22 protein-coding genes are annotated in these 21,560 nt (G+C 61.7%); 12 read left to right on the top strand and 10 right to left on the bottom strand.

Features of this window, described 5'->3' with window-relative positions; translation table 11 throughout:
* Positions 1 to 309: 309 nt before the first annotated feature.
* Positions 310 to 486: a hypothetical protein gene (locus VGG47_RS05920; protein WP_331536411.1), complete on the top strand. Its 177-nt coding sequence runs from the start codon at positions 310 to 312 to the stop codon at positions 484 to 486.
* Positions 487 to 665: 179 nt separating this feature from the next.
* Here the strand turns inward: VGG47_RS05920 and VGG47_RS05915 are convergent, their stop codons facing one another.
* The 6 genes from VGG47_RS05915 to VGG47_RS05890 all read right to left on the bottom strand — a co-directional run bounded on the left by VGG47_RS05915 (position 666) and on the right by VGG47_RS05890 (position 7,819).
* Positions 666 to 2,072, bottom strand: coding sequence for an NAD(P)(+) transhydrogenase (Re/Si-specific) subunit beta (locus tag VGG47_RS05915; RefSeq protein WP_331536409.1), 1,407 nt, complete (start codon positions 2,070 to 2,072; stop codon positions 666 to 668).
* A 12-nt stretch (positions 2,073 to 2,084) separates the two neighbouring features.
* Positions 2,085 to 2,474: a proton-translocating transhydrogenase family protein gene (locus tag VGG47_RS05910; RefSeq protein WP_331536407.1), complete on the bottom strand. Its 390-nt coding sequence runs from the start codon at positions 2,472 to 2,474 to the stop codon at positions 2,085 to 2,087.
* Between the two features lie 13 nt (positions 2,475 to 2,487).
* Positions 2,488 to 3,624 (bottom strand): Re/Si-specific NAD(P)(+) transhydrogenase subunit alpha, encoded by a 1,137-nt coding sequence (locus VGG47_RS05905; RefSeq protein ID WP_331536405.1) that lies wholly within the window; start codon positions 3,622 to 3,624, stop codon positions 2,488 to 2,490.
* Positions 3,625 to 3,784: 160 nt separating this feature from the next.
* Entirely contained in the window at positions 3,785 to 4,483 is a 699-nt protein-coding gene (locus tag VGG47_RS05900; RefSeq protein ID WP_331536404.1) for a class I SAM-dependent methyltransferase, read from the bottom strand.
* A gap of 175 nt (positions 4,484 to 4,658) precedes the next feature.
* Complete coding sequence (locus tag VGG47_RS05895; RefSeq protein WP_331536402.1) at positions 4,659 to 6,011, bottom strand: ABC1 kinase family protein; 1,353 nt, start codon at positions 6,009 to 6,011, stop codon at positions 4,659 to 4,661.
* Positions 6,011 to 7,819: a M3 family oligoendopeptidase gene (locus VGG47_RS05890; protein WP_331536399.1), complete on the bottom strand. Its 1,809-nt coding sequence runs from the start codon at positions 7,817 to 7,819 to the stop codon at positions 6,011 to 6,013. Before VGG47_RS05890 ends, VGG47_RS05895 begins: the two co-directional genes overlap by 1 nt.
* A gap of 132 nt (positions 7,820 to 7,951) precedes the next feature.
* On the opposite strand from VGG47_RS05890, the gene VGG47_RS05885 reads away from it, so the two are divergent.
* The 6 genes from VGG47_RS05885 (at position 7,952) to VGG47_RS05860 (ending at position 14,444) form a co-directional block, all read left to right on the top strand.
* A complete protein-coding gene (locus tag VGG47_RS05885; protein ID WP_331536397.1) occupies positions 7,952 to 9,529 on the top strand; it encodes an APC family permease in 1,578 nt (525 codons plus the stop codon).
* A 115-nt stretch (positions 9,530 to 9,644) separates the two neighbouring features.
* Positions 9,645 to 10,370, top strand: a complete 726-nt coding sequence (locus VGG47_RS05880; RefSeq protein ID WP_331536395.1) for a glutathione S-transferase — start codon at positions 9,645 to 9,647, stop codon at positions 10,368 to 10,370.
* Between the two features lie 218 nt (positions 10,371 to 10,588).
* The gene (locus VGG47_RS05875) at positions 10,589 to 11,203 is read left to right on the top strand and encodes a pyridoxamine 5'-phosphate oxidase family protein (protein WP_331536393.1); all 615 of its coding nucleotides are present in this window, start codon (positions 10,589 to 10,591) and stop codon (positions 11,201 to 11,203) included.
* Between the two features lie 293 nt (positions 11,204 to 11,496).
* On the top strand, positions 11,497 to 12,615 hold the full coding sequence (locus VGG47_RS05870) for an ABC transporter substrate-binding protein (protein ID WP_331536391.1): 1,119 nt from the start codon (positions 11,497 to 11,499) through the stop codon (positions 12,613 to 12,615).
* Position 12,616: 1 nt separating this feature from the next.
* On the top strand, positions 12,617 to 13,675 hold the full coding sequence (locus VGG47_RS05865) for a FecCD family ABC transporter permease (RefSeq protein WP_331536389.1): 1,059 nt from the start codon (positions 12,617 to 12,619) through the stop codon (positions 13,673 to 13,675).
* Positions 13,668 to 14,444 carry an ABC transporter ATP-binding protein gene (locus VGG47_RS05860; protein ID WP_331536387.1) on the top strand — a complete coding sequence of 259 codons (777 nt, stop codon included), beginning with the start codon at positions 13,668 to 13,670 and terminating at the stop codon, positions 14,442 to 14,444. The genes VGG47_RS05865 and VGG47_RS05860 overlap by 8 nt, the downstream gene beginning before the upstream one ends.
* Positions 14,445 to 14,691: 247 nt before the next feature.
* Here VGG47_RS05860 and VGG47_RS05855 read toward each other — a convergent pair whose 3' ends face one another.
* Complete coding sequence (locus tag VGG47_RS05855) at positions 14,692 to 15,372, bottom strand: EAL domain-containing protein (RefSeq protein ID WP_331536385.1); 681 nt, start codon at positions 15,370 to 15,372, stop codon at positions 14,692 to 14,694.
* A 237-nt stretch (positions 15,373 to 15,609) separates the two neighbouring features.
* On the opposite strand from VGG47_RS05855, the gene VGG47_RS05850 reads away from it, so the two are divergent.
* Positions 15,610 to 16,380: an MgtC/SapB family protein gene (locus VGG47_RS05850; RefSeq protein ID WP_331536384.1), complete on the top strand. Its 771-nt coding sequence runs from the start codon at positions 15,610 to 15,612 to the stop codon at positions 16,378 to 16,380.
* Between the two features lie 80 nt (positions 16,381 to 16,460).
* On the opposite strand, the gene VGG47_RS05845 is transcribed toward VGG47_RS05850, so the two are convergent.
* Positions 16,461 to 17,249: a methyltransferase gene (locus VGG47_RS05845; RefSeq protein ID WP_331536382.1), complete on the bottom strand. Its 789-nt coding sequence runs from the start codon at positions 17,247 to 17,249 to the stop codon at positions 16,461 to 16,463.
* Positions 17,250 to 17,555: 306 nt separating this feature from the next.
* Positions 17,556 to 18,137: a TetR/AcrR family transcriptional regulator gene (locus VGG47_RS05840; RefSeq protein WP_331536380.1), complete on the bottom strand. Its 582-nt coding sequence runs from the start codon at positions 18,135 to 18,137 to the stop codon at positions 17,556 to 17,558.
* A gap of 200 nt (positions 18,138 to 18,337) precedes the next feature.
* Here VGG47_RS05840 and VGG47_RS05835 point away from each other — a divergent pair, with 200 nt between their 5' ends.
* The 3 genes from VGG47_RS05835 to VGG47_RS05825 all read left to right on the top strand — a co-directional run bounded on the left by VGG47_RS05835 (position 18,338) and on the right by VGG47_RS05825 (position 19,721).
* Entirely contained in the window at positions 18,338 to 18,499 is a 162-nt protein-coding gene (locus VGG47_RS05835) for a hypothetical protein (protein ID WP_331536378.1), read from the top strand.
* A 73-nt stretch (positions 18,500 to 18,572) separates the two neighbouring features.
* Positions 18,573 to 18,782 carry a hypothetical protein gene (locus VGG47_RS05830; RefSeq protein ID WP_331536376.1) on the top strand — a complete coding sequence of 70 codons (210 nt, stop codon included), beginning with the start codon at positions 18,573 to 18,575 and terminating at the stop codon, positions 18,780 to 18,782.
* A gap of 684 nt (positions 18,783 to 19,466) precedes the next feature.
* Positions 19,467 to 19,721 (top strand): DUF1150 family protein, encoded by a 255-nt coding sequence (locus VGG47_RS05825; RefSeq protein WP_331536374.1) that lies wholly within the window; start codon positions 19,467 to 19,469, stop codon positions 19,719 to 19,721.
* A 73-nt stretch (positions 19,722 to 19,794) separates the two neighbouring features.
* On the opposite strand, the gene VGG47_RS05820 is transcribed toward VGG47_RS05825, so the two are convergent.
* Positions 19,795 to 20,658, bottom strand: coding sequence for a LysR family transcriptional regulator (locus tag VGG47_RS05820; protein ID WP_331536372.1), 864 nt, complete (start codon positions 20,656 to 20,658; stop codon positions 19,795 to 19,797).
* 93 nt (positions 20,659 to 20,751) lie between these two features.
* Here VGG47_RS05820 and tam point away from each other — a divergent pair, with 93 nt between their 5' ends.
* Positions 20,752 to 21,555, top strand: coding sequence for a trans-aconitate 2-methyltransferase (tam, locus tag VGG47_RS05815; protein ID WP_331536370.1), 804 nt, complete (start codon positions 20,752 to 20,754; stop codon positions 21,553 to 21,555).
* Positions 21,556 to 21,560: the final 5 nt, after the last annotated feature.

Raw genomic sequence — 21,560 nt, 5'->3', positions numbered from 1 at the left:
TTTTGTGAACAAAAAGTAGCAAAAAAACTTTATGAGTCTGGGCCATGGGCTTTGTCGCCGACACAGCCCATGCCCCAGCATAATAAAAGTTTTTGCGCCGCTTTGGCTCGAAAAGCGGCCACTTTTACGCACAATAGTGCAGACACAAAAACTAACATGCAACCGTAACGTTCCGATCAAGCAACCCAGTCATGCAGGTCGCAAAATCCAATTGCACCAGCATCCCAGCGGGCTTATTTCACACGTCGAGACTTAGGACAGGGAACGTCCTTCACTCGGGTTCACCCCGTCAGATGAAGGAATTTTGACATGAAGTTTGAAAACAGCACTTTCTCCCGCGCCGGCGAAGCCCGCCTCCTGGCCGCTGAAGGCGAACGCGAAATCGCCCGTGCGATCGTCGCTTTCTTCGCCCGCCTGCTCAAGGGCAAAAAGCCCGTCGCCAGCCAGGCCGCGCGCGATACCGCGAACAATCTGATCCTGCACTAAGAGGATGCGCAAAAACTTCTGCTAATCTGGGCTATGGGCGTCGTCACCGACAACGCCCGTAGCCCAGATTAGCAAAGTTTTTTTGCTTCTTTTTGTTCACAAAAAGAAGCCTTCCTTTCTTAGATAAAAAAACCGGCGGCCTCACGGCCGCCGGTTTTTATTTGGCAGGTTGACTGACCTTAGTGGTTCAGCGCCTGCACGATCTCTTCGGTCATCTTCTTCGCATCGCCGAACAGCATCATCGTGTTGTCGCGGAAGAACAGCTCGTTATCCACGCCGGCATAGCCCGAGGACATGGAGCGCTTCACGAACAGCACTGTCTTGGCCTTGTCGACTTCGAGGATCGGCATGCCGAAGATCGGCGAGGCCGGGTTCGTCTTGGCAGCCGGGTTGGTCACGTCATTCGCGCCGATCACGTACACCACGTCCGCGGTGGCGAACTCGTTGTTGATCTGCTCGAGCTCGAACACTTCGTCATACGGCACATTGGCTTCCGCCAGCAGCACGTTCATGTGCCCGGGCATACGCCCCGCCACCGGATGGATGGCGTATTTGACGTCGACATTGTCCTTTTTCAGGATGTCGGCCATTTCGCGCAGCGCGTGCTGCGCCTGGGACACCGCCATGCCGTAACCCGGCACCACGATCACCTTGGAGGCGTTCTTCATGATGAAGGCCGCATCGTCGGCGGAGCCGATCTTCACCGCCTTGTCGCCAGCCGGGCCACCAGCGGCCGCTGCCACGCCGGTGGTGCCGAAGCCGCCCGCGATCACGTTGATGATGCTGCGGTTCATGCCCTTGCACATGATGTAGGACAGGATCGCACCGGAGGAGCCGACCAGCGCGCCGGTCACGATCAGCGCCAGGTTGCCGATGGTGAAGCCGATGCCCGAGGCCGCCCAACCCGAATAGGAGTTCAGCATCGAGACGACCACCGGCATGTCCGCGCCGCCGATCGGGATGATCAGCAGCAGGCCGAGCGCCAGAGCGGTCAGCGCGATCAGGCCGAACAGAATGAAGCTGCCGCCGGAAATCACGAACAGGACGATCAGCACCACGATCAGGATGCCGAGGCCCATGTTCAGCTTGTGCTGACCGCGGAACATGATCGGCGTGCCCGACATCAGCGCCTGCAGTTTGGCGAAGGCGATGAGCGAGCCGGTGAAGGTGATCGCGCCGATCGCGAGGCCGATCGACATCTCGATCAGGCTCTCAACATGGATGTGATGCGGCGCACCGATGCCAAAGCTCTGCGGCGCGTTCAGCGCCGAGGCGGCGACGCACAGCGCGGCGAGACCGACCAGCGAGTGGAAGGCCGCGACCAGCTGCGGCAGCGCGGTCATCTTGATGCGCAGGGCCACGACCGTGCCGATGGCGCCGCCGATGGCGACGCCGAGGATGATCAGCAGGCTGCCGCCGATGGTCATGTCACCATGCGCGAAGGTCGCCAAAATGGCGATGAGCATACCGATGATGCCCATCTGGTTGCCGCGGCGCGACGTGGTCGGATGGGAAAGGCCCCGCAGCGCGAGGATGAACAGGACCGCCGCGACCAGGTAGGCTAACGACGTAAAAGACTGATCCATGTACGGCTTGCCTTACTTCTTACGGAACATCGACAGCATGCGGTTGGTCACCACAAAGCCGCCGAAAATGTTGACGCTGACCAGCACCACGGCGATGAAGCCGAACACATGCGCCACCGTGCTGCCATGCAGCCCGGTCGCCAGCATGGCGCCGACGATGATCACCGAGGAGATCGCGTTGGTCACGGCCATCAGCGGCGAGTGCAGCGCCGGGGTGACGCTCCACACCACATAATAGCCGACGAAGATCGCCAGCACGAAAATGCTGAACAGATAGACGAAGGGCGCGGCCGGATGCACGTTCTGCGCCACCACCGCCGCTACGCCGGCGGCGTTCTGCGCCAGGATCGAGGCCTGATGCGCGAGGTTGGCGGCCTGTGCCGCCAAATCGGCTGGGGTCATGTCTGGAACTCCTTCAAGCAGACTTGGGCTGGAAGGCGGGGTGAACCACCTGGCCGCCCTTGGTCAGAAGCACACCTTTGATGATGTCGTCGCTCTCGGTGAGCTTCGGCGCCTTCGCTTCCTTGTCCCAGAAGGTGGTCAGGAAGGTCAGCAGGTTGCGGGCATACAGCGCGCTGGACGCGACCGCGATGCGCGCCGGCCAGTTGCGGTGGCCGATGATGGTCACGCCGTTGGCCGTGGTGATCACCTCGCCCGGCACCGTGTCGGCGCAGTTGCCGCCGGCATCGGCGGCCAGGTCGATGACGATGCTGCCCGGCTTCATCGAGGCGACCATCTCGGACGTCACGATCACCGGCGCCTTGCGGCCCTGCACCAGCGCGGTGCAGATGACGATGTCATTCTTGGCCACGGTCGTCGCCATCAGTTCCGCCTGTTTCTTGCGGAACTCGTCGGACATCTGGGTGGCATAAGCGCCGGTCTGTTTGGCGCTCTCCTCGTCATCGACGCCCACATAGGTGGCGCCGAGCGACCTGATCTCTTCCTTCGCCGCCGGACGCACGTCGGTGCCGGAGACGATGCCGCCAAGACGGCGCGCCGTGGCGATCGCCTGCAGCCCGGCCACGCCGGCGCCGATCACGAAGACGCGGGCCGGCGGTACGGTGCCGGCGGCGGTCATCATCATCGGAAAGCCGCGCGCGAACGAGTTCGCGGATTCGATCACCGCGCGATAGCCGGCCAGGTTCGCCTGGCTGGACAGCACGTCCATGCTCTGCGCGCGGGTGATGCGCGGCAGCATTTCCATCGCCACGCCGTCGATCCCGGCGGCGGCCAGAGCCGGCACCAGTTCGGGGTCGCCGAACGTGTTCATCGTGCACACCAGCAGCGTGCCACGCGCCATCTGCGCGCGGATTTCTGGTTCCGGCGCCTGCACAGCGAACAGAATGGCCGCACCGTTCAGCGCGGCCTTCGGATCGGCGGCGATCTCCGCCCCCGCCGCCTTGAATTCCTCATCGGAAATCGAGGCAGTCAGACCGGCGCCAGCCTCAACCGCAACGGCCAGACCCAATCCGATCAACTTTTTCACTGTATCCGGCGTCGCCGCCACGCGAGCTTCGCCCGCCCGGCGTTCTCTCAAAACCGCTAGACGCATCTAAACATCCCTTAGATCGTAACAAATTAGGGTCACCATGAGGGACCCCGCCTAATTATTCAAGCATAAGAAGGGAAGCCCTTTCACGGACATGGCGCCCCGCTTCACGCGCAGCACTCCCCCCTCTTGCGTAACCCGCCAGCACCCCAAGATGCGGGAATTAGATAATCATTACCGCGACATGTCCCTTCTCCGCGGAGAAGCCGAGATAACGGTAGGATAGGCCGGAACTGGTGATGAACTCCTGAAACGCCTTGTACTCATGCGCCCGCCATCCAGGATAATTGAAATATTCATCAAACACGATGACCGTGCCCGGGGCAATACGCGCACGCAATTGTTCAAAAATCACGGTGGTTGAGACATAAATATCACAATCGACATGGATCAGCGCGCAATTATCTGTCTCGGCGGCAAGAAAGCGCGGCAAGGTCTGGTCGAACCAGCCGACATGCAGCTTCGCGTTCGCCGGCACCTTCGGCAGCTTGCCCTTGAGCGAGAACGCCCCCGCCCCTTCCTTGGTGCCGCCCCAATCGCCGGGGAGCCCCTCGAAACTGTCGAACCCATGCACGTCGCGCTTGGTCAGGCTGGCGAGATGCCGCAGCGAGGCGCCCTTCTCGACGCCGAATTCCAGCACCAGCCCGCGCTCCGGGGCGCGGGAGAGAGCGAATTTGAGCAGGTCCAGCCGGTCCTGCAACACCATCGCCTCGCCCATATGCGCGATGATGTAGTCCACCGCCTCGCGCTTGGCATGCAGGCGCAAATCGATCCACAAATCATTCGCGTAGAATGAGTGCAAAAATTTCCGATAGGCGCGGGCAAAGAACCCCTCGCCGAACCCACGTTTGAAAATGGCCATGTCCGGCTCTTACCGCCAGCCCCGAAGCCAAGCAAAGGGAAAGGCTACTTTTTGTGAACAAAAAGTAGCAAAAAAACTTTATGAGTCTGGGCTATGGGCGTTGTCGGGGACAACGCCCATAGCCCAGCATAGCCAAAAGTTTTTGCGCCGCTTTTTTTAAAAAGCGGCTACTTCCTTACTGCGCATCCGGCACCCCAGCCTCCAGCAGCGCCGCCGCCTGACGGGCGCGGAGCGCTTCGGCGTCGAATTCCGCCACGGTCTCGTGGAACAGCCGGCTCCAGTTCAGCTCCGCCTTCAGGCGCAGGAACACGCTGCCGAGCCCGATCGCCGAGCGGTCCATCAGCACGAATTCGCGCGGCGGGCGCACCCCGCCGGTGCGCTGCAGCCCGCTATGGACCTTTTGCGCCACCGCCCGGCCGAACTGGGTGTCGCCATCCTCCTGGATCGGCCGCACCCGGTCCTGGATCAGCGGCTCATACAGGAACCGCGCCCAGTCGTTCAGCACCTCGATCTGTTCGGCGGTGATGCCTTTGAAGCCCCAGATGTCATAGGCGTGGCGGGCGCGCTCCAGGTCACTGTCGCGCACGGCGGCATAAAGCTCGAGCACGCCGCCGACGAAATGCGGCTGGAACACGCGGATCGAGCCGTAATCCAGCAGGTTCAGCCCGCCGCTCTCGCTCACCTGGTAATTGCCCAGATGCGGATCGCCATGGATCACGCCATAACGATAGAACGGAATGTACCAGCCCCGGAACAACGCCGCCGCCAAGGCGTTGCGCTGCTCCTGGCTGGGATTGCCCTCCAGCCAGTTCTTGAAGCCTACGCCCTTCAGCCAGGTCATCGTCAGCAGCCGCCCGGTCGTATACTCCGCCACCGGCTCCGGCACATTCACGTCCGGCACATGGTCGAGCATGATGCGGTAGAGCCGCATCTGCGCCGCCTCGCGGTGGTAATCCAGTTCCTCGCGCAACCGCGCGGAGAGCTCGACATAGATGTCATCCTGGATGATGGCGTTGTCCATGCGCTTGTACACGGCCATGGCCAGCTTCACTTGACGCAGATCCGCCTCGATGACGCTCGGCATGTCCGGATATTGCAGCTTGCACGCCACTTCGCGCCCGTCCGGCAAGGTGGCGCGGTGCACCTGGCCGAGGCTCGCCGCGGCCACCGCCTCGCGGGTGAAAGAGCTGAATTTCGTCTCCCAATTCGCCCCCAGCTCGCTCTGCATGCGGCGGCGCACGAAGGCCCAGCCCATCGGCGGCGCGTTGGATTGCAGTTCGGCCAGTTGCGCCGCGTATTCCTCCGGCAGCGCGTCCGGCACGGTGGAGAGGAACTGCGCCACCTTCATCATCGGCCCCTTCATGCTGCCGAGAACCGCCTTGAGGTCCTCCGCATGCCGGGCCTTGTCAGTCTTGATGCCGAACACACGCTCACCGGTGATGCGCGCGGCGATGCCGCCGACCGCGCCCGAGGTGCGGGCCATCCGGCGCATCTCGCCGAACAGGCTGCTGCTCTCGCGATCGGCCATCAGGCGGCGAGCTCGTCGATGAAGCCGGAAATCACATCCAGCCCTTTTTGCCAGAATTGCGGATCCGAGGCGTCCAGCCCGAACGGCGCCAGCAACTCCTTATGCCGCAGCGTGCCGCCGGCCTTCAGCATCGTCAGATATTTCTCCGCAAAGGCCGCCTTGTCCTCGGTCTCCTGGAACACGGCGTAGAGCGCGTTCACCAGACAGTCGCCGAAGGCATAGGCGTACACATAAAACGGCGAGTGGATGAAATGCGGCACATAGGCCCAGAACAGCCGGTATTCCTCCGCGAAATTGAAAGCCGGCCCCAGGCTCTCGGTCTGCACCTCCAGCCAGAGCTCGCCGATCCGCCCCGGCAGCAGCTCACCCTGGCGGCGCTCTTCATGCACTTTCAGCTCGAACTGGTAGAAGGCGATCTGCCGCACCACCGTGTTCAGCATGTCCTCGACTTTTTGCGCCAGCATGATTTTGCGCCGGCGCGGATCGGTTTCCGCGTCCAGGAGCGCGCGGAAGGTCAGCATCTCGCCGAACACGCTGGCGGTCTCGGCCAAAGTCAGAGGCGTGCCGGACATGAGATAGCCTTGCTCGGCCGCCAGCACCTGATGCGCGCCGTGGCCCAGCTCATGCGCCAAAGTCATCACGTCGCGCGTGCGGCCGTGATAGTTCATCAGCACATAGGGGTGCGCGGAAGGCACGGTGGGGTGAGCGAACGCGCCGCCGGATTTGCCCGGCCGCAGCGCCGCGTCGATCCAGTTTTTCTCGAAGAACGGCTGGATCGTCGCGGCGAGACGCGGGTCGAACGCCCCATAGGCACTTAAGACCCGCGACTGCGCCTGCTCCCAAGAAATCGCCGTGTCGTCGTCGTCCGGCAGCGGCGCGTTGCGGTCCCAGTATTCGAGCGTCTCCAGCCCCAGCCACTTCGCCTTCATGCCGTAATAACGGTGCGCCAGCTTGCCGTAGGAGGCCACGACCGCACGGGTCAGCGCCGCCACGACTTCGTCCTCGACCATGTTGGAGAGGTTGCGCGCCGAGGCCGGCGCCGGATATTTCCGCCAAGTGTCGACGATCTCCTTATCCTTGGCGAGCGTGTTGGTGATCAGCGAGAACAGTTTTTCGTGGCGCGCCATCGCCTCACCGACCGCCTGACCGGCGGCTTGGCGGGTGCTGCGGTCGGCATCGGACAATTTGTTCAGCGCCGCCGAGAGCGTCAACTCCTCACCCTTCACCGTCACGCGCAGGGCGGCGGTGGTCTCGTCGAACAGCCGGCTCCAGGCCGCGTGGCCGGTGACCTCTTTCTCATGCAGCAGCTTTTCCAGCTCGTCGGAAAGTTGGTGCGGCAGGAACACGCGCAGGTCGCGGAACCAGGGCGCATAGCGGGCCAGCGCCGGGTCCCGCAGTTTCTCCGCCAGCTCCGCCTCGCCGATCAGGTTCAGCTCCAGCGTGAAGAACAGCAGATGCGTGCTGATCGTCGTGACCCGCTCGGACATCGTCTGGTAGAATTTCCCGTGCGCGGGATCGGTGGAGTCAGCGCTGAACAGCAGCTGCGCATAGGACATCACCCGGCCGAGGCTCTCCTCGATCCGCTCATATTTTTGGACCGCCAGCGCCAGGTCCGCGCCGCTCACCCCGGCTAAATGACCGCGATAGTCCTGCTCGAATTTTTTTGCCTCGTCCCCGGCCTGGGCCAGGTCCGCCGCGATGCGCGGATCGGCGGCGCCGGCGTAAAGATCGCCCAGATCCCAGACCGGCAATTCTTGGGAAGCTTCGGAAAACCCTTCTGGATGCCTGACGATTTCAGTCTTGCGCATGGAAAATACCGCCTGTGTTTGCCGGCCAAGATGTAAGCCCAAATCCGCGCCCGTCAAATGACCGGTCCCGCAGGCTTCCCTTGCCTTTTCTGCATCCTGCCCTCACATCCGCGCGACACCGTGGAGAAAGTCATGTCGGCAAGGGGTTTGAGGCGTGAAGCCGGACGCACAGGCCTGTTATTCGCCAGCCTTGGCGGCATGATCGGTTCCGGCTGGCTTTTCGGCGCATTGAACGCGGCGAAGATCGCCGGCCCGGCCTCGCTCATCTCCTGGGTCATCGGCGGCATCGCCGTCCTCCTGCTGGCTTTCGTCTTCGCCGAGCTGTCGACCATGTTCCCGCGCCCGGGCGCAGTTATCGTGTTCCCCAAGCTCTGCTTCGGCCCCCTCACCGCGCAGGTGATGAGCTGGATCAATTTTCTGGCCTATATCGCGGTGGCGCCGGTCGAGGCCGTGGCCATCGTCTCCTACGCCAACAATTTCGCCCCCGGCCTCGTCAACCCCAGCGCCGGCACGCTCACCTTGAAAGGGGTCATCGCGTCGGCGGTGCTGATGGCGGCGTTCAACGTCATCAACCTGCTCGCCATCCGGCTGGTGCTCCACGTGAACAACGCCATCACCTGGTGGAAGCTCGCCGTGCCGGCGCTCACCGTCATCGCTTTGATCGCCGTGCATTTCCGGGCGCAGAATTTCTTTCAATACGGGTTCGCGCCGGCCGGCCTTGGCGGCACCTTCGCGGCGGTGTCGGGCTCGGGCATCATCTTCACCTATCTCGGCTTTCGCCAGGCGATCGAGCTCGCCGGCGAATCCGCTAATCCCAGCCGCAACCTGCCTTTCGCCATTCTCGGCTCGGTGCTGCTCTGCGTCCTGCTCTATCTCGGCCTGCAAATCGCCTTTATCGGCGCTTTGACCCCCAGCAACCTCGCCAACGGGTGGGCGCATCTCAGCTTTCCGGGCATTTCCGGCCCGTTCGCGGGGCTGGCCGGCGGGCTCGGCCTCACCTGGCTCGCCGCCACGCTCTATGCCGATGCTGCGATCTCCCCGGGCGGCACCGGGATCATCTACATCACCACCGCCGCCCGCGTGGTCTATGCCACCGCCGATGAGGGCCTGGCCCCGCGCCGCCTCGCCGGCCTGTCCGCCGCCGGCGTGCCGGTGCCAAGCCTCATCCTCGCTTTCCTGGTCGGGCTGCTGTTCCTCGCCCCGCTGCCGTCCTGGCGCAGCCTCGTCACCTATCTCTCCTCGATCGGCGTGCTCGCCTACGGCGTCGGCCCGGTGGTGTTTTATGCCTTTCGCCGTACCCTGCCGGAGCAGGATTTCCCGCGCCCGTTCCGGCTGCGCCATGGCGATCTCGTCGCCGCACTCGCCTTCATCGTCGCCAATCTGGTGGTGTTCTGGGCCGGCGCCTCGGTCACCAACCATCTGTTCGGCGGGCTGCTGATCGCATTCCTGCTCTATGTCGGCTGGCAATTCGCCCGGCACGGCACGCTGGAGCATTTGCACTGGCGTGGCGCGCTCTGGCTCGGCCCCTATTTTTTCGGCCTCTGGCTGATCACTTTTCTGGGGCCGCTGCACGGCACGCACACACTCGGACCCGTATCCGGCCCGGTGGTCATCGCGCTGTTCAGCCTTCTGATCCTGCGCCTTGCTTGCGCCTGCGCCCTGGCCGATCCGGCCGAAGCGAAGGCCAGATTCAAGCAGACGCACAGCTAAAGCGAAGGGAAGACTACTTTTTGTGAACAAAAAGTAGCAAAAAAACTTTATTGGTTTGGGGCATGGGCGTGGGCGCCGACAATGCCTATGGCCACTTTCTTGGAGGCAGCGCGGCATGGCGTATGAACTCTATTACTGGAGCGGCTTGCAAGGGCGTGGCGAGTTCGTCCGCCTCGCCTTCGAGGAGGCCGGCATGGACTATGTCGACGTCGCCCGCCGTCCGGACGGCGACGCGGCGATGCTGAAAATCATGCAGCGCAAAACCGCGCCGCCTCCCCCCTTCGCCCCGCCCTTTCTTAAAGATGGCAACCTCATCGTCTCGCATGTCGCCAACATTCTGATGTATCTCGGCCCCAAACTCGGCCTCGTGCCTCAGGACCAAGCCGGACAGCATATCCTGCACGGAATGCAACTCACCATCACCGATTTCGTCACCGAGGTGCATGACACGCATCACCCGATCTCGGGCGAGCTGTATTACGAGGACCAGAAAGAGCCAGCCAAAGCCCGCACCGCCGCGTTCCTGGCCAACCGCGTCCCTAAATATTTCGGCTATTTCGAACGCGCGCTGCAGCAGAACCCGCATGGGCCGGCGCATGTTTTCGGGCCCTCGCTCACTTACGTGGACCTGTCATTGTTCCAGCTGGTGGAAGGGATGCGCTACGCATTTCCGCGCGCCATGCGAGGTTACGCGAACGATTATCCGGCGCTTGCGAAATGCCACGACGCGGTGCGCCGCCGGCCGCGGATTGCCGCCTATCTGAAATCCGAACGCCGGCTCGCCTTCAACTTGACAGGCATTTTCCGGCATTATCCTGAACTCGACCAGGCCCCGGCGTGAGGCCGAGGAAAGCGGCCGCTTTTCGAGCCAAAGCGGCGCAAAAACTTTTGTTATGCTGGTCCATGGGCGTTGGCGCCGACATCGCCCATGCCCCAGGTTAGTAAAGTTTTTTGCTTCTTTTTGTTCACAAAAAGAAGCCTTCCTACCCTTCCCTTTTGCGACACCATTGTTAACATTAAGATACAATCTCTTACACCGTACACCGAGGAGCGTCCTGAATGCCACATACGGTCACAAATGTGGAACAACTGGAAAAGATCTATGGAACGCCACACGAGCGGGCTCTGTGGAAGGAAATCGACTTTCTGAACGAAGACTATCAGGCCTTTGTGAAGGCCTCGCCTCTCATTATTCTGGCGACAGTAGGTGACGGCGGCACCGATTGCTCTCCGAAGGGGGATTTTCCCGGTTTCGTTAGAATTCTGGATGCACGGACCCTCGCCGTCCCCGACAGGCCGGGCAATAACAGGATCGATAATTTACGTAACATTGTGGTTGATTCTCGGGTATCGCTATTGTTTCTGGTGCCAGGCGTGGGTGAGACGCTGCGTGTCAACGGACACGCTGAGATCACGGTCGACCCTGAACTCCTCGCGACATTCAAAGTCGATGGCAAACTGCCGCGCACGGTCATCGTTGTTAAGATCGACGCGGCCTATTTTCATTGCTCGAAGGCAGTTATGCGTTCCGACCTTTGGAACCCGGAAAAACATGTTGAACGCAGCCTCCTGCCCAGCCCGGGGGCAATGCATAAACGTCTAACTGGCGGCGCGTTTGACGCGGTCACGTACGACCGGGAATTACCCGAGCGCACAAAAGCCGGTTTGTATTGATTCGATCGGCCAGAAGGTAGCCCCCGCGCAGCCAACGTGAAACCGCCTATGGGAAGGCACCAGCCCGCCATTTAGACAGGGATGCTGTCTCTTCTTCCGCTTGCTCAGCCCGCGCTTATGACATCCCTGGTATTGCGGATGCGCCGGGGCGCGAGCTTCACCTCCAATTGCGAAAGATTTTCATTTGCAGTAGCGAGGCCACCTTATTCGCCCCTCGCGACGTTCGGGTCGGGATGCGGATGAAGAATTGGAGGTCTGCGATGTGGGGCGACCTGAAGCGGCTTGGGTTTTTTATGTTGGTCGTGGGCGCGCTCGCGGGTTCTGCGGGGGCTGCTGACGCGGCGACGCCCGCCTACCCGGTGACGGTGACGGACATGGCCGGACGGCAGGTGACGATCACCAGCCCTCCGCAGCGCATCGCTTTGCAGGACGGGCGGGTTGCGCTCGACCTCGCGCTGCTGGATCGGAAAGATCCGTTTCAGCGGGTCGTCGTCTGGAACAACCTGATCCGCCGGTTCAGCCCCGCGACCTGGGCTGTGTTGGCCGACCGTTGGCCGAATGCGGCGCGGATTCCCGATATGGGATTCGGTGACGACGGCGCGGTCAATGTCGAAGAGATCGTCGCCAGTAACCCACAGCTCCTGATCGCCGAACTGCGGGCCCGCCCGGTGCTCGAGCAGGACGGCGCCATGCGCACCCTGGCCAGCCTCCACATTCCGGTGGTGTTCGTGGACGATTCCGTCAATCCGGTGCCGGGTGCCGCGGCAAGCGTGACCCTGCTCGGGCAAGTCCTGAACCGCGAACCCGAGGCGAAGGCATACACGGATTTTTACAACGCCCATCTGGCGCATCTGACCGCCACGATCGATGCGCTGCCCAAACCCCATCCGCTGGTGTTCATCGAGGCGCTTGCCGGCCAGGGCGGGTCGGCCGGGTGCTGCTTCACCCACGGTAATTTCGGTTGGGGCCTGCTCGTGCAGGCCGTCGGGGCGCGCAATCTGGGCTCGACCTTGCTGCGCACGCCGGCCGGTCAGGTGTCCACGGAAACGCTGCTTGCCAAGCAGCCGGATGTCTTCGTGATGACCGGCCGCGGCCCGGGCGGCCCGATGCCGGGCTTCGGCTATGGCGGAAACCAGGCGCAGATCGAACAGCGGCTGCGGTCGCTCGAGTTGCGGCCCGGTTTCTCCGCGCTCAACGCGGTGCAGGACGACCGCGTGTACGGCATCTATCATCCGTTTTATTCGAGCGTGTTCAACATCATCGGGCTCGAATACCTGGCGAAGTTCATCTACCCCGAAGCGTTCCGCGCGCTCGATCCGGCGGCGACCTATGAGACGCTGATCGCCCAGTTCACCGACATCCCCGCGGCGCCAGTGCAGTTCGGTCTCCAGGCGCCCGCTATTGGCGGCTGACATGGCAGCCACCTCGCTGGCCGCTTCCTACCGGCGCGGCACGACGCGGCGCGGCTTCATCCTGGTGGCGCTGGGTGTCGCCTGCGTCATCGGCATGCTGGCGGAACTCATGATCGGCGCCGGCACGCTGTCCCTGCCGGACGTGTTGCACGGGCTGCTCCGGCCGGGGGATGTGGATCCATCCACACGCGTGATCCTCTGGCAGCTGCGCCTGCCGATCGTCTGCACGGCAGCACTTGCCGGCGCGGGGCTCGCGATTGCGGGGGGCTTGATGCAGTCCGCGCTGCGCAATCCGTTAGCCGAGCCCTTCACGCTGGGCCTTTCCTCGGCTGCCGGCTTCGGCGCTGCCCTTGCGATCGTCTTTGGCTCCGGAACCGTGGCCGTTTTCAACTGGCTGCCGCCGGACCTGACGATCTTCGTCAGCGCTTTCGCCTTCTCACTCCTTGTTATCCTGGGTATCGGCGTGCTGGCGCACCGGCAGCGCATGACACCGGATACGATCGCTCTGCTCGGAATCGCGATCCATTTCACCTTTTCGTCCCTGCTCGCGTTGACCCAATATCTCGCCAATGCCGACCAGCTGCAGAGCCTCGTATTCTGGCTCCTGGGTTCGGTGCAGCGGACGAGCTGGACCAAGGTCGAAATCGATGCGGTACTGCTCGCTTTGATCGCGCCGGTCTTGTTGGCGCGCGCCTGGATGCTGACGGCGGTACGCGGATTCGGAGACGAGGCCGCGGTGCTCGGCATCAAGGTGCAGCGGGTGCGCTTCCTCATGCTGTTCGCGGCCGCTCTGCTGGCCGGCTCAGTAACGGCAACGGTCGGGATCGTGGGGTTCGTCGGCCTGGTCGGCCCGCATATCGCGCGCATGCTCGTGGGCGAGGACCAGCGCTTCGCTTTGCCGGCCGCCGCGGCCTGCGGCGTTCTGATCATGACGACAGCGGCGATCGCCAGCGAGATCATCATCCCCGGGGCCGTGCTGCCGATCGGGATGCTGACCGCCCTGCTCGGCGTGCCGTTCTTTCTTGTCCAGATTCTGAGGGCGCGGGGATCACATGCTTAAGGTCGAGCAGTTTGGCGTGTCGCTGGGCCGCAAGAGGGTTGTCTCCGATGTCGCCTTCACCGCGGCACCGGGAACTTCCGTTGCGGTACTCGGCCGCAATGGCGCTGGCAAGACAACATTGATCCGTGCACTGGCCGGCATCCTGCCGGCACAGGGCCGCATCCGGCTTGGCGATGTCGATCTCGGCGCCCTGGCCCCCGCCGCGCGCGGCCAGCTGATCGGCTACATGGCCCAGGATCTTGCCGCGCTCTCGGCGCGCCTCAGCGTGCTTGAACTGCTGGTGCTCGCGCAGAATACCCATGTCGTCGGCTGGCGCGCACGCACCGACACAATCAACGCCGCGGAGGCGTTGCTGGACGAGCTGGGCCTCACCGCTCTGGCGCGGGCCATGCCCACGGAATTATCCGGCGGCCAACGGCAAATGGTCGGGCTCGCGCTCGCGCTGATCCGCAAGCCGCGTCTTCTCCTGCTCGATGAGCCGACCTCGGCGCTGGACATCGCCAACCAATTGCACCTGCTCGAGATGGTGCGTGCCTACACCGCCCGTCATGGCGTCGTCACCGTGATGATCCTGCACGATCTCAACCTGGCCGACCGTTTCGTGGATGCCGCACTGATGCTCGACCGCGGCACAGTCGCCGCCTTCGGGCCGGTCGCGACGTTGCTGAATCGCGAAAGGCTTGCCGAGATCTACGGTATTGACTGCAATATCATCGAGGTGTCCGGCGGACGCCGTCTCATCTACCCGATTGCGGCGTCTAACGGCTGAAGTAAGAAAGCAGCCGCTTTTTAAAAAAAGCGGCGCAAAAATTTTTGTTATGCTGGGCTATGGGCGTTGTCGGAGACACCGCCCATAGCCCAGCATAACAAAGTTTTTTTGCTACTTTTTGTTCACAAAAAGTAGTCTGCTGGGATGAGCATAAAGGAACCCCTGCAGCAAATCTGCTCCGGATTCCACGGCCAATGTATGTTGCTCTGCCGTTTCGATGCCTTCGCATACGGACTGCGCGCCAAGGTCACGGATGATTTCCAATCGGCAGGACCAGCCTCGCTCTGGAACTGACCATTGACTGGACCATGAAGCTGCGATCCAGTTTCACGAAATCCGGTGTCAGCTGCCACAGCCGATCGAAATTGGAATGTTGACAGCCAAAATCGTCAATGGCGATGCGAAAGCCGCGGCTTTGGTAAGATGCGATGGCCTCCATCAAGCGTCCCAGGTCGTTGATGCGCGACTCAAGGATTTCCAGCACCACCTGCCTCGGGCTCAATCCGCAATAACCGAGCAGAGTCTCGAAGGCGTCACCGTGGGCGCCGCCGTCTACATGCAGCAAATGCTGCCCGTCTACGTTCAGAAACAGCACATTGCCCGGCTCGGCCTGGAGGGCGAAATTGACCGCGTGGATGGTCCGGCAAAGCCGGTCGAAAAAAACGATCTCCTTCGATTTTTTCGGCAGGCTGAACGCCCGGTGCGGAGGAATGGCGAGTCCCTGTTCATTGCTGGCCCGCAGCAAAGCCTCGAAGGCGAACGGCTTCATGGTGGAGGCCAGAAGCACGGGCTGGAACACGCTGCGCAGCTGCAGGCCGTCATAGCACCCCGAGGCCCCCATTTCTCCAAAGGAGAGATAACGGGAGTGAAGATGGGGATTGTCGAAATATTCAAGTAGTTTGGCGGACTGCGTGGGGTTTTGCGCCATCGAAGAGCTCATGCCGCTTACCCTAGAGCCATAATTTGCAAATGGAAATTTCTCTCCCAAAAGCAGTTGAGATTCCTTGCGGTTGCGTTAGGCCACGCCTCCCTCGATGCAGATAAGCTATGATCCCAGCCTGTTTACGGGTGATGTCCATAATTTTGAGTATACATCCCCTTGTTTGGTCGTCTAGACTTCCCAAGCTTGCGCAAAGAGATTCGTGGAGAAAGGGGGAAACAGGACTTGGTCAATTTGGCCGGGCAGGGATGGCTGCAACTGAGCGAACTGACGCTGGCTTTTATCTTATCGGCATTGGTGGGCGCAGAGAGAGAAATCCGCCAAAAGAGCGCCGGGTTAAGAACACATACTTTGGTCGGTGTGTCAGCTGCCTTGTTCATGCTGATCTCGAAATACGGGTTCATGAACATCTTGTCCTATGGCCGAGTGGTTCTCGACCCCTCTCGAGTAGCGGCTCAGGTTGTGTCGGGCATCGGATTTATCGGCGGAGGCGTCATCTTTATGCGACGCGACGTCGTGCGAGGGCTGACCACCGCTGCATCGATCTGGTTCACCGCTGCTCTGGGAATGGCTTGTGGCGCCGGCTTGCCCATCCTGGCTTTGGCAACGACCCTTGGTCATTTCGTGATTATGTTGGTGTTTCCAAAATTGGCAGAATCTCTACCGAGATCAAAAAAACTCGCCACGGAAATACACATTTCTTATGCGGCCGGAAGAGGTTTGCTGCGGAAAATTCTTATCGGATGTACCGAACTCCGATTTGGGATCGACCGCGTACAGCTTGATCAGGAGGATTTTTTTATGGCGGACCTCGAAGAGGTTTCGGACCTCGCTGATGATGAACATCGTGAACAAAGAAACGTACCGAAAGGTTTTGTCTCCCTTAGAATGCTCGTCAAAGGGAAGCGGCCAATTTCACATCTCATTGCCCGGCTGAGCGAGATTGATGGCGTGCGGGACGTTGGTCGATTGGGCGATGAGCATGAACACGATTAGCCAAAAGGCTTTCACCCGACCGAAATTTGCGCTGTTGCGCCATAACCATCGTGGCCAGCCCGGCCAGGCCCCGTGCCGCCTCAAGGGCCATGCAGCATGCCGTAGACCACTTGATAGCTGGCGGTACAGCCAGCCTGAAACGGCTTCAGCACCTGACGGAACTGAGCCGGGGTGAGAGGTTTGTGGCCTGGCGCGGGCTGTCCAGCGCCGAGGTCTTTTAAAGATCGGGCAAAGGCATGGCCAGTCACGTGGTGATCCCGGATGGTCTCGACTTCGATCGTGCCGGCACAATGCTCTGGCCAGGGGAAGCTATCCACCGACGGGTAAGGGTGTAGCCCGGGCCTGAAGCCGAGGGTTTCGTGGGCGGCGCGCCATTCGGCAAAGCTCTCCGCGCCGAGCGTGGCGAAGACAAACCTGCCGCCGGGGCTCAGCAGATCAGCCAGCCGGGCGATACCGCCGCGCAGATCGGCAAACCATTGCATGGCAAGCGATGAGGCGATGAGGTCGAATCCGCCAAGCGTCGTGTCTGGGGCTTCACCGTCCATGTGCCGGTAGCTGGCGCGAGAGCCAAGACGGAGGCGAGCGCGTTCCAACATGACGGGGGAGATATCCGTGACGACCAGTTCGGCCAGTGGGTAGAGCGAAGCCAGATGCGTGCTGAGCAGCCCGGTGCCGCAGCCGATTTCCAATATGCGTTTGGGCGGGGTGGACAGTGCTGCGGCGATGCGCGTGGCAAGCCGGTGCGCAACCCACGGCTGCACGCTGGCCACATGATCATAATCCGCAGCGCGGGCGGAGAATGAAGCAGAGATGCGCTCTTTCATGCCAGCAGCGGCGCCAAGAGGCTCAGGGACATCGACGTTGCTCATGACCAGGGGGATGAACGGTTCATCCAGAGCGCACAAGGCCAGGGGAAAACCGCCAATCTTTAGCGCTTAGAGATCGCTCCGATTGTCATCGTCGAATGTTCCTTGGTTCGACCTGCAAAGCGCCTGCTCCTTCGTCCCGATCTGCCATCGGCAAGCCGCCGCGCGGAAATCTTGTCAGAGATCGCCTCGCTCAGAGGCCACCGCGCAGCGGCGCGGTAGCGTCCTTGACGAGATTGAGCACGGTGGCAGGCTGGTGGCAGGTCGAGGCGATGAAAATCCCCGTCCCTTATCTCCGTCAGCCCCCGTCTATTTCAGGACTTTTTCGAAAATCATGCGCTTGTAGCGGACCAAGGGGATGGCGCTGCGCTGGGTTTTGGCGATGACAATGGAACCTTGCAGCGCCGCGAACAGGAAGCCGGCGGCCTCCTCACAATCATAATCTTCCGGCAACTCACCTGCAGCCACCGCCGCTTTCAGGCAGTCGGCGAAGGATTGCCGTATATTCTCGAACATCTCGACCAGGCGCAGCCGCATGGCTTCGGACTGATCGACGACCTCCGCACCGAAATTGCCGAACAGGCAACCGCGGCGCATGTCGGCGCCATTCTGAACGGCGATGTTATGATCGATATAGGCGGCAATGCGCTCGAGCGGCCGCAGGGCCTCGTTGCTCAGTGTCTCAGCGATGTGGGCCCGGCTATTGCGGTAATACAGGTCGAGAATTTCGAGGCCAAACGCCTCCTTCGACGCGAAATGGTTGGTGAACGAGCCCAGCGGCACCTGCGCGGCCTGGGCGATGTCCCGGACGCTGGCGCCGCCAAAGCCCCGCTCATGCACGATGCGCAGGCCTTCGGTGAGAATCTTGCTGCGGTTCGATGCTTTTGCCATGATCGATAAATATGTTCGTACGTATTGAACGTCAAGAGAGAGCAAATTCAACGCCAGGGCTCATTCCGTTTCCACATATCAGGCACTGAACCTGCGCGGCTAGAGAATGGCTCTTTGTCGTTGACGATGTACGTACGTACGTATATATCGCTGGTCATGCCGGAACGATCATGCCCCGGCTGCTTCAAGGATAGTTTCCGATGTTCAAATTCACCAAGATCCTGCCCGCCATCGCTCTGGCGGTCGTTCTGTCCCCGCTGGCTGCGCAAGCGCATACCGCCCAGCAGGCTCAGGGCAGCAACCAGACCCTCGTGCAGAGCGGTCCGGCCAACCAGCAGTTTCCTGACTCCGTCGGCGGCTAAATTTTCGTCGGTTTTTTAAACTCAATCACGACCTAGGACTTGTCTGGGCCGTAATCCAGAAAGGGTTCCTCAAATGTCTATCACTTCGAAATTCCTGCCGGCCTTGGCTTTGGCCGTCGCTCTGTCCCCGGTGGCGGCTTACGCGCACAGCAATGCGCAGGGTGGCCAGGCCCAGGCCTATCAGGCCGCGCAGGCCAATGCCGTCACGCCGAGCTCCGCCACCATCGACAACCCGACGCCCGTTTATAGCAACCACGCGTTCCCCGACTCCTTCGGCGGGTAACCAACCCTCTCCCGATCCTTCGGCCTTCATATTCAGGCCGAATCTGATCGCAGACTTTTCCAAATGTCTGTGACTTGACCGAACGACTCGCCCGCCAAGTTCAACGATAGCTGCCGTCATGTCCCGGGACATTTTGGGAATTGCGACAGCTGTCGTGGCGAGTGTCTCAGGCGCTCAGCCGCCGCACCGCATCGCGGATGATCCCGTAGAATTTTACGGGAGACCCCAGCAGGGCCGATTCCCGCGAGGTGAAATCTCCTCAAAACAAATTTCAAAAATGATGCAACGCTAACGGGCCCCGCAGGCATCCTGGACGATCCGGCTGCCTGCGCTGCACTGAGCCGTCAGGCTCGGCCCGTCTTTTTAGGTTACGATCCGAAATCAGCAATGTTGGCCCGAATCAGCTGAAGTTTGGCCGAAAGTAACCGGCCCTCAGCATTGCTGTACCCCACCCAAAGACCTTATTTTTCAAAAAACGATTTCCTCAGAACCAACTGAGCCTTGGCTGTTACTTAAACAACGACCAGCAAGTGTGTGGCATAGGAAATAAGGGTGCAGATATGATCGAAGATAAATCCACGCAACTCCATCGGCGAGAACTGTCGTTTTCCCGACTTAAAGAAACCAGTCGCCTCTAATCGGCTTGCGCGGCATGTTTTTCCGTTTAGACAAGGAATTTTTTTCATGGCCATCAAGAGACATGACGGCACAGACTGTGCTGTTCTTGGGACGAGCCTGGCTCACTATTTCATTTCAACCGCGCAGCTGGAAAGTTTGGGGGTGGATGAAATTGCGTTCGTGAAGCCTGTGATAACAAACGACGGCCCTGCTTTCTCCATTCATGCGGCGGATGGAACACCAATGGCGATCGCTTCCAACGCACAACTGGCGGCCGCGGCCATTATTCAGAACGATATGATTCCCAAAATGATGCATTAAGGCACGAAGCAACGAAACGCCAAAAAAACGACCACTCACGGTGTTAACTGCCGCATGATTTCCCGAAGGCGCATCAGTGTCGGGGCAGCTGGTCTGAGCGGCGCATCGCAAAGCTCAGCGGCGCGGACAATCCAGGGCAGCCGGCCAGCGTGCGGTAGATGATGCCCTCCCCGCCCAGGCGCTGCATGGAGGCCGGCACCACGGAGACGCCAAGGCCCGCCGCGACCAGGCTTAGGGTCGCGGTCAGCCGCGGCGCTTCCTGCGCCAGCGCCGGGCTAAAGCCGGCGGCACGGCAGGCGGCCAGGATGGCGTCATAAAGGCCCGGCCCGGCCGGACGGCGATAGAGGACAAAGGCCTCCCTGGCCAAGTCGGAAAGTGCCAGTGGCGTTGCGCTGTCCGCCGTGAGGGCGTGCCCGACGGGCAGGGCCGCCACCATCGGCTCGTCCAGCACGGCATCCACCAGAAGGTCGGGGACGTTTCCCACGGGAGACCGCACGAAAGCCGCGTCGAGCCGCTTATGTCGCAGCGCGTCCACCAGCTCGCTGGTGCCGGCCTCTTCCATCACGACGGCAACGCCAGGAAAGACCTCGCGAAACTTGCGGATTGCCGACGATACGTAGGGGTGAAGAGCGGCCGAGCTGGTGAAGCCGATCGCCAGCCGCCCCTGCTCGCCACGGGCAGCCCGGCGCACGGCTTCCGCCACGCCTTCCGATCGCGCCAGCACCGCGCGCGCTTCATCTAACAACACCAGGCCGGCCTCCGTCGCACGCACGCCGCGCGGTGTCCGGTGCAGCAGCCGAACGCCCAGTTCGGCTTCCAAGCCCTGAAGCAGCCGCGTCAGCGGCGGTTGTTGCATGCCGAGCCGTTCGGCGGCACGGGTAACGTGGCCCTCCTCAGCGACTGCAACGAAGGCGCGGAGCCGGCGAAGTTCGATCATACCCACAGAGTATCAGAATTGTACTCATAATGCATTGGACATCATACCAGGGCCGTCCCCATATCCATGGCAGTGTCAACGGAGGGGAGTTTCATGATGACCGAAGACAGTGGGGTGCATGGTAAAATGGGCTGGTCGTCCAAGCAGTATGTCACCTTCGAGAGCGAGCGCACCCGCCCGGTGCGGGACCTGCTGAGTGCCGTTCCGGACATCGCTGCGCGCTCCGTGGTGGATCTCGGTTGCGGTCCCGGCAATTCGACTGAGGTCCTTGCCGCGCGGTTCCCCGGTGCCACCGTTACCGGGCTGGACAGCTCCCCCGACATGATCGAAGCCGCTCGCAAGCGGCTGCCGGCGCTGCGGTTCGAGGTCGCGGCGATCGAGGCCTGGAACGAGGCGGGGCCGTTCGATGCCATCCTGGCGAACGCCGTCCTCCAATGGCTGCCCGAGCATGCGACGTTGCTGCCACGCCTCATCGGCAAACTGGCGCCCGGCGCCAGCCTCGCCGTGCAAATGCCCGACAACTTGGATGAACCCGCTCATCGGCTGATGCGTGATGTCGCGGCGGACGGCCCCTGGGCCGGAAAACTCGCCGACGCGGCCGGCGCACGCACCACGATTGAAGGCCCGGCCTGGTATTTCGGGCTCCTGCAGCAGCATTGCAGCCGCGTCGACATATGGCGGACCACCTATCATCACCCGCTCACCGGCGGAGCTGACGCCATCGTGGAGTGGTTCAAGGGCAGCGGCCTTCGGCCGTTCCTCGCACCACTGGCAGCGGACGAACAGGCGGCTTACCTCGATCGTTACCGCGCGGCGGTGGCCCAAGCCTACCCCGCGCTACCGGACGGCACCGTGCTGCTGCCCTTCCCGCGGTTCTTCATCGTCGCGACGCGATGAGGAAA

Source organism: Acidocella sp. (genome assembly GCF_036489515.1).
Taxonomy (GTDB): Bacteria; Pseudomonadota; Alphaproteobacteria; order Acetobacterales; family Acetobacteraceae; genus Acidocella.
The sequence above is the reverse complement of the archived record's forward strand: the minus strand, read 5'-3'. Positions and strand labels throughout refer to the sequence as shown.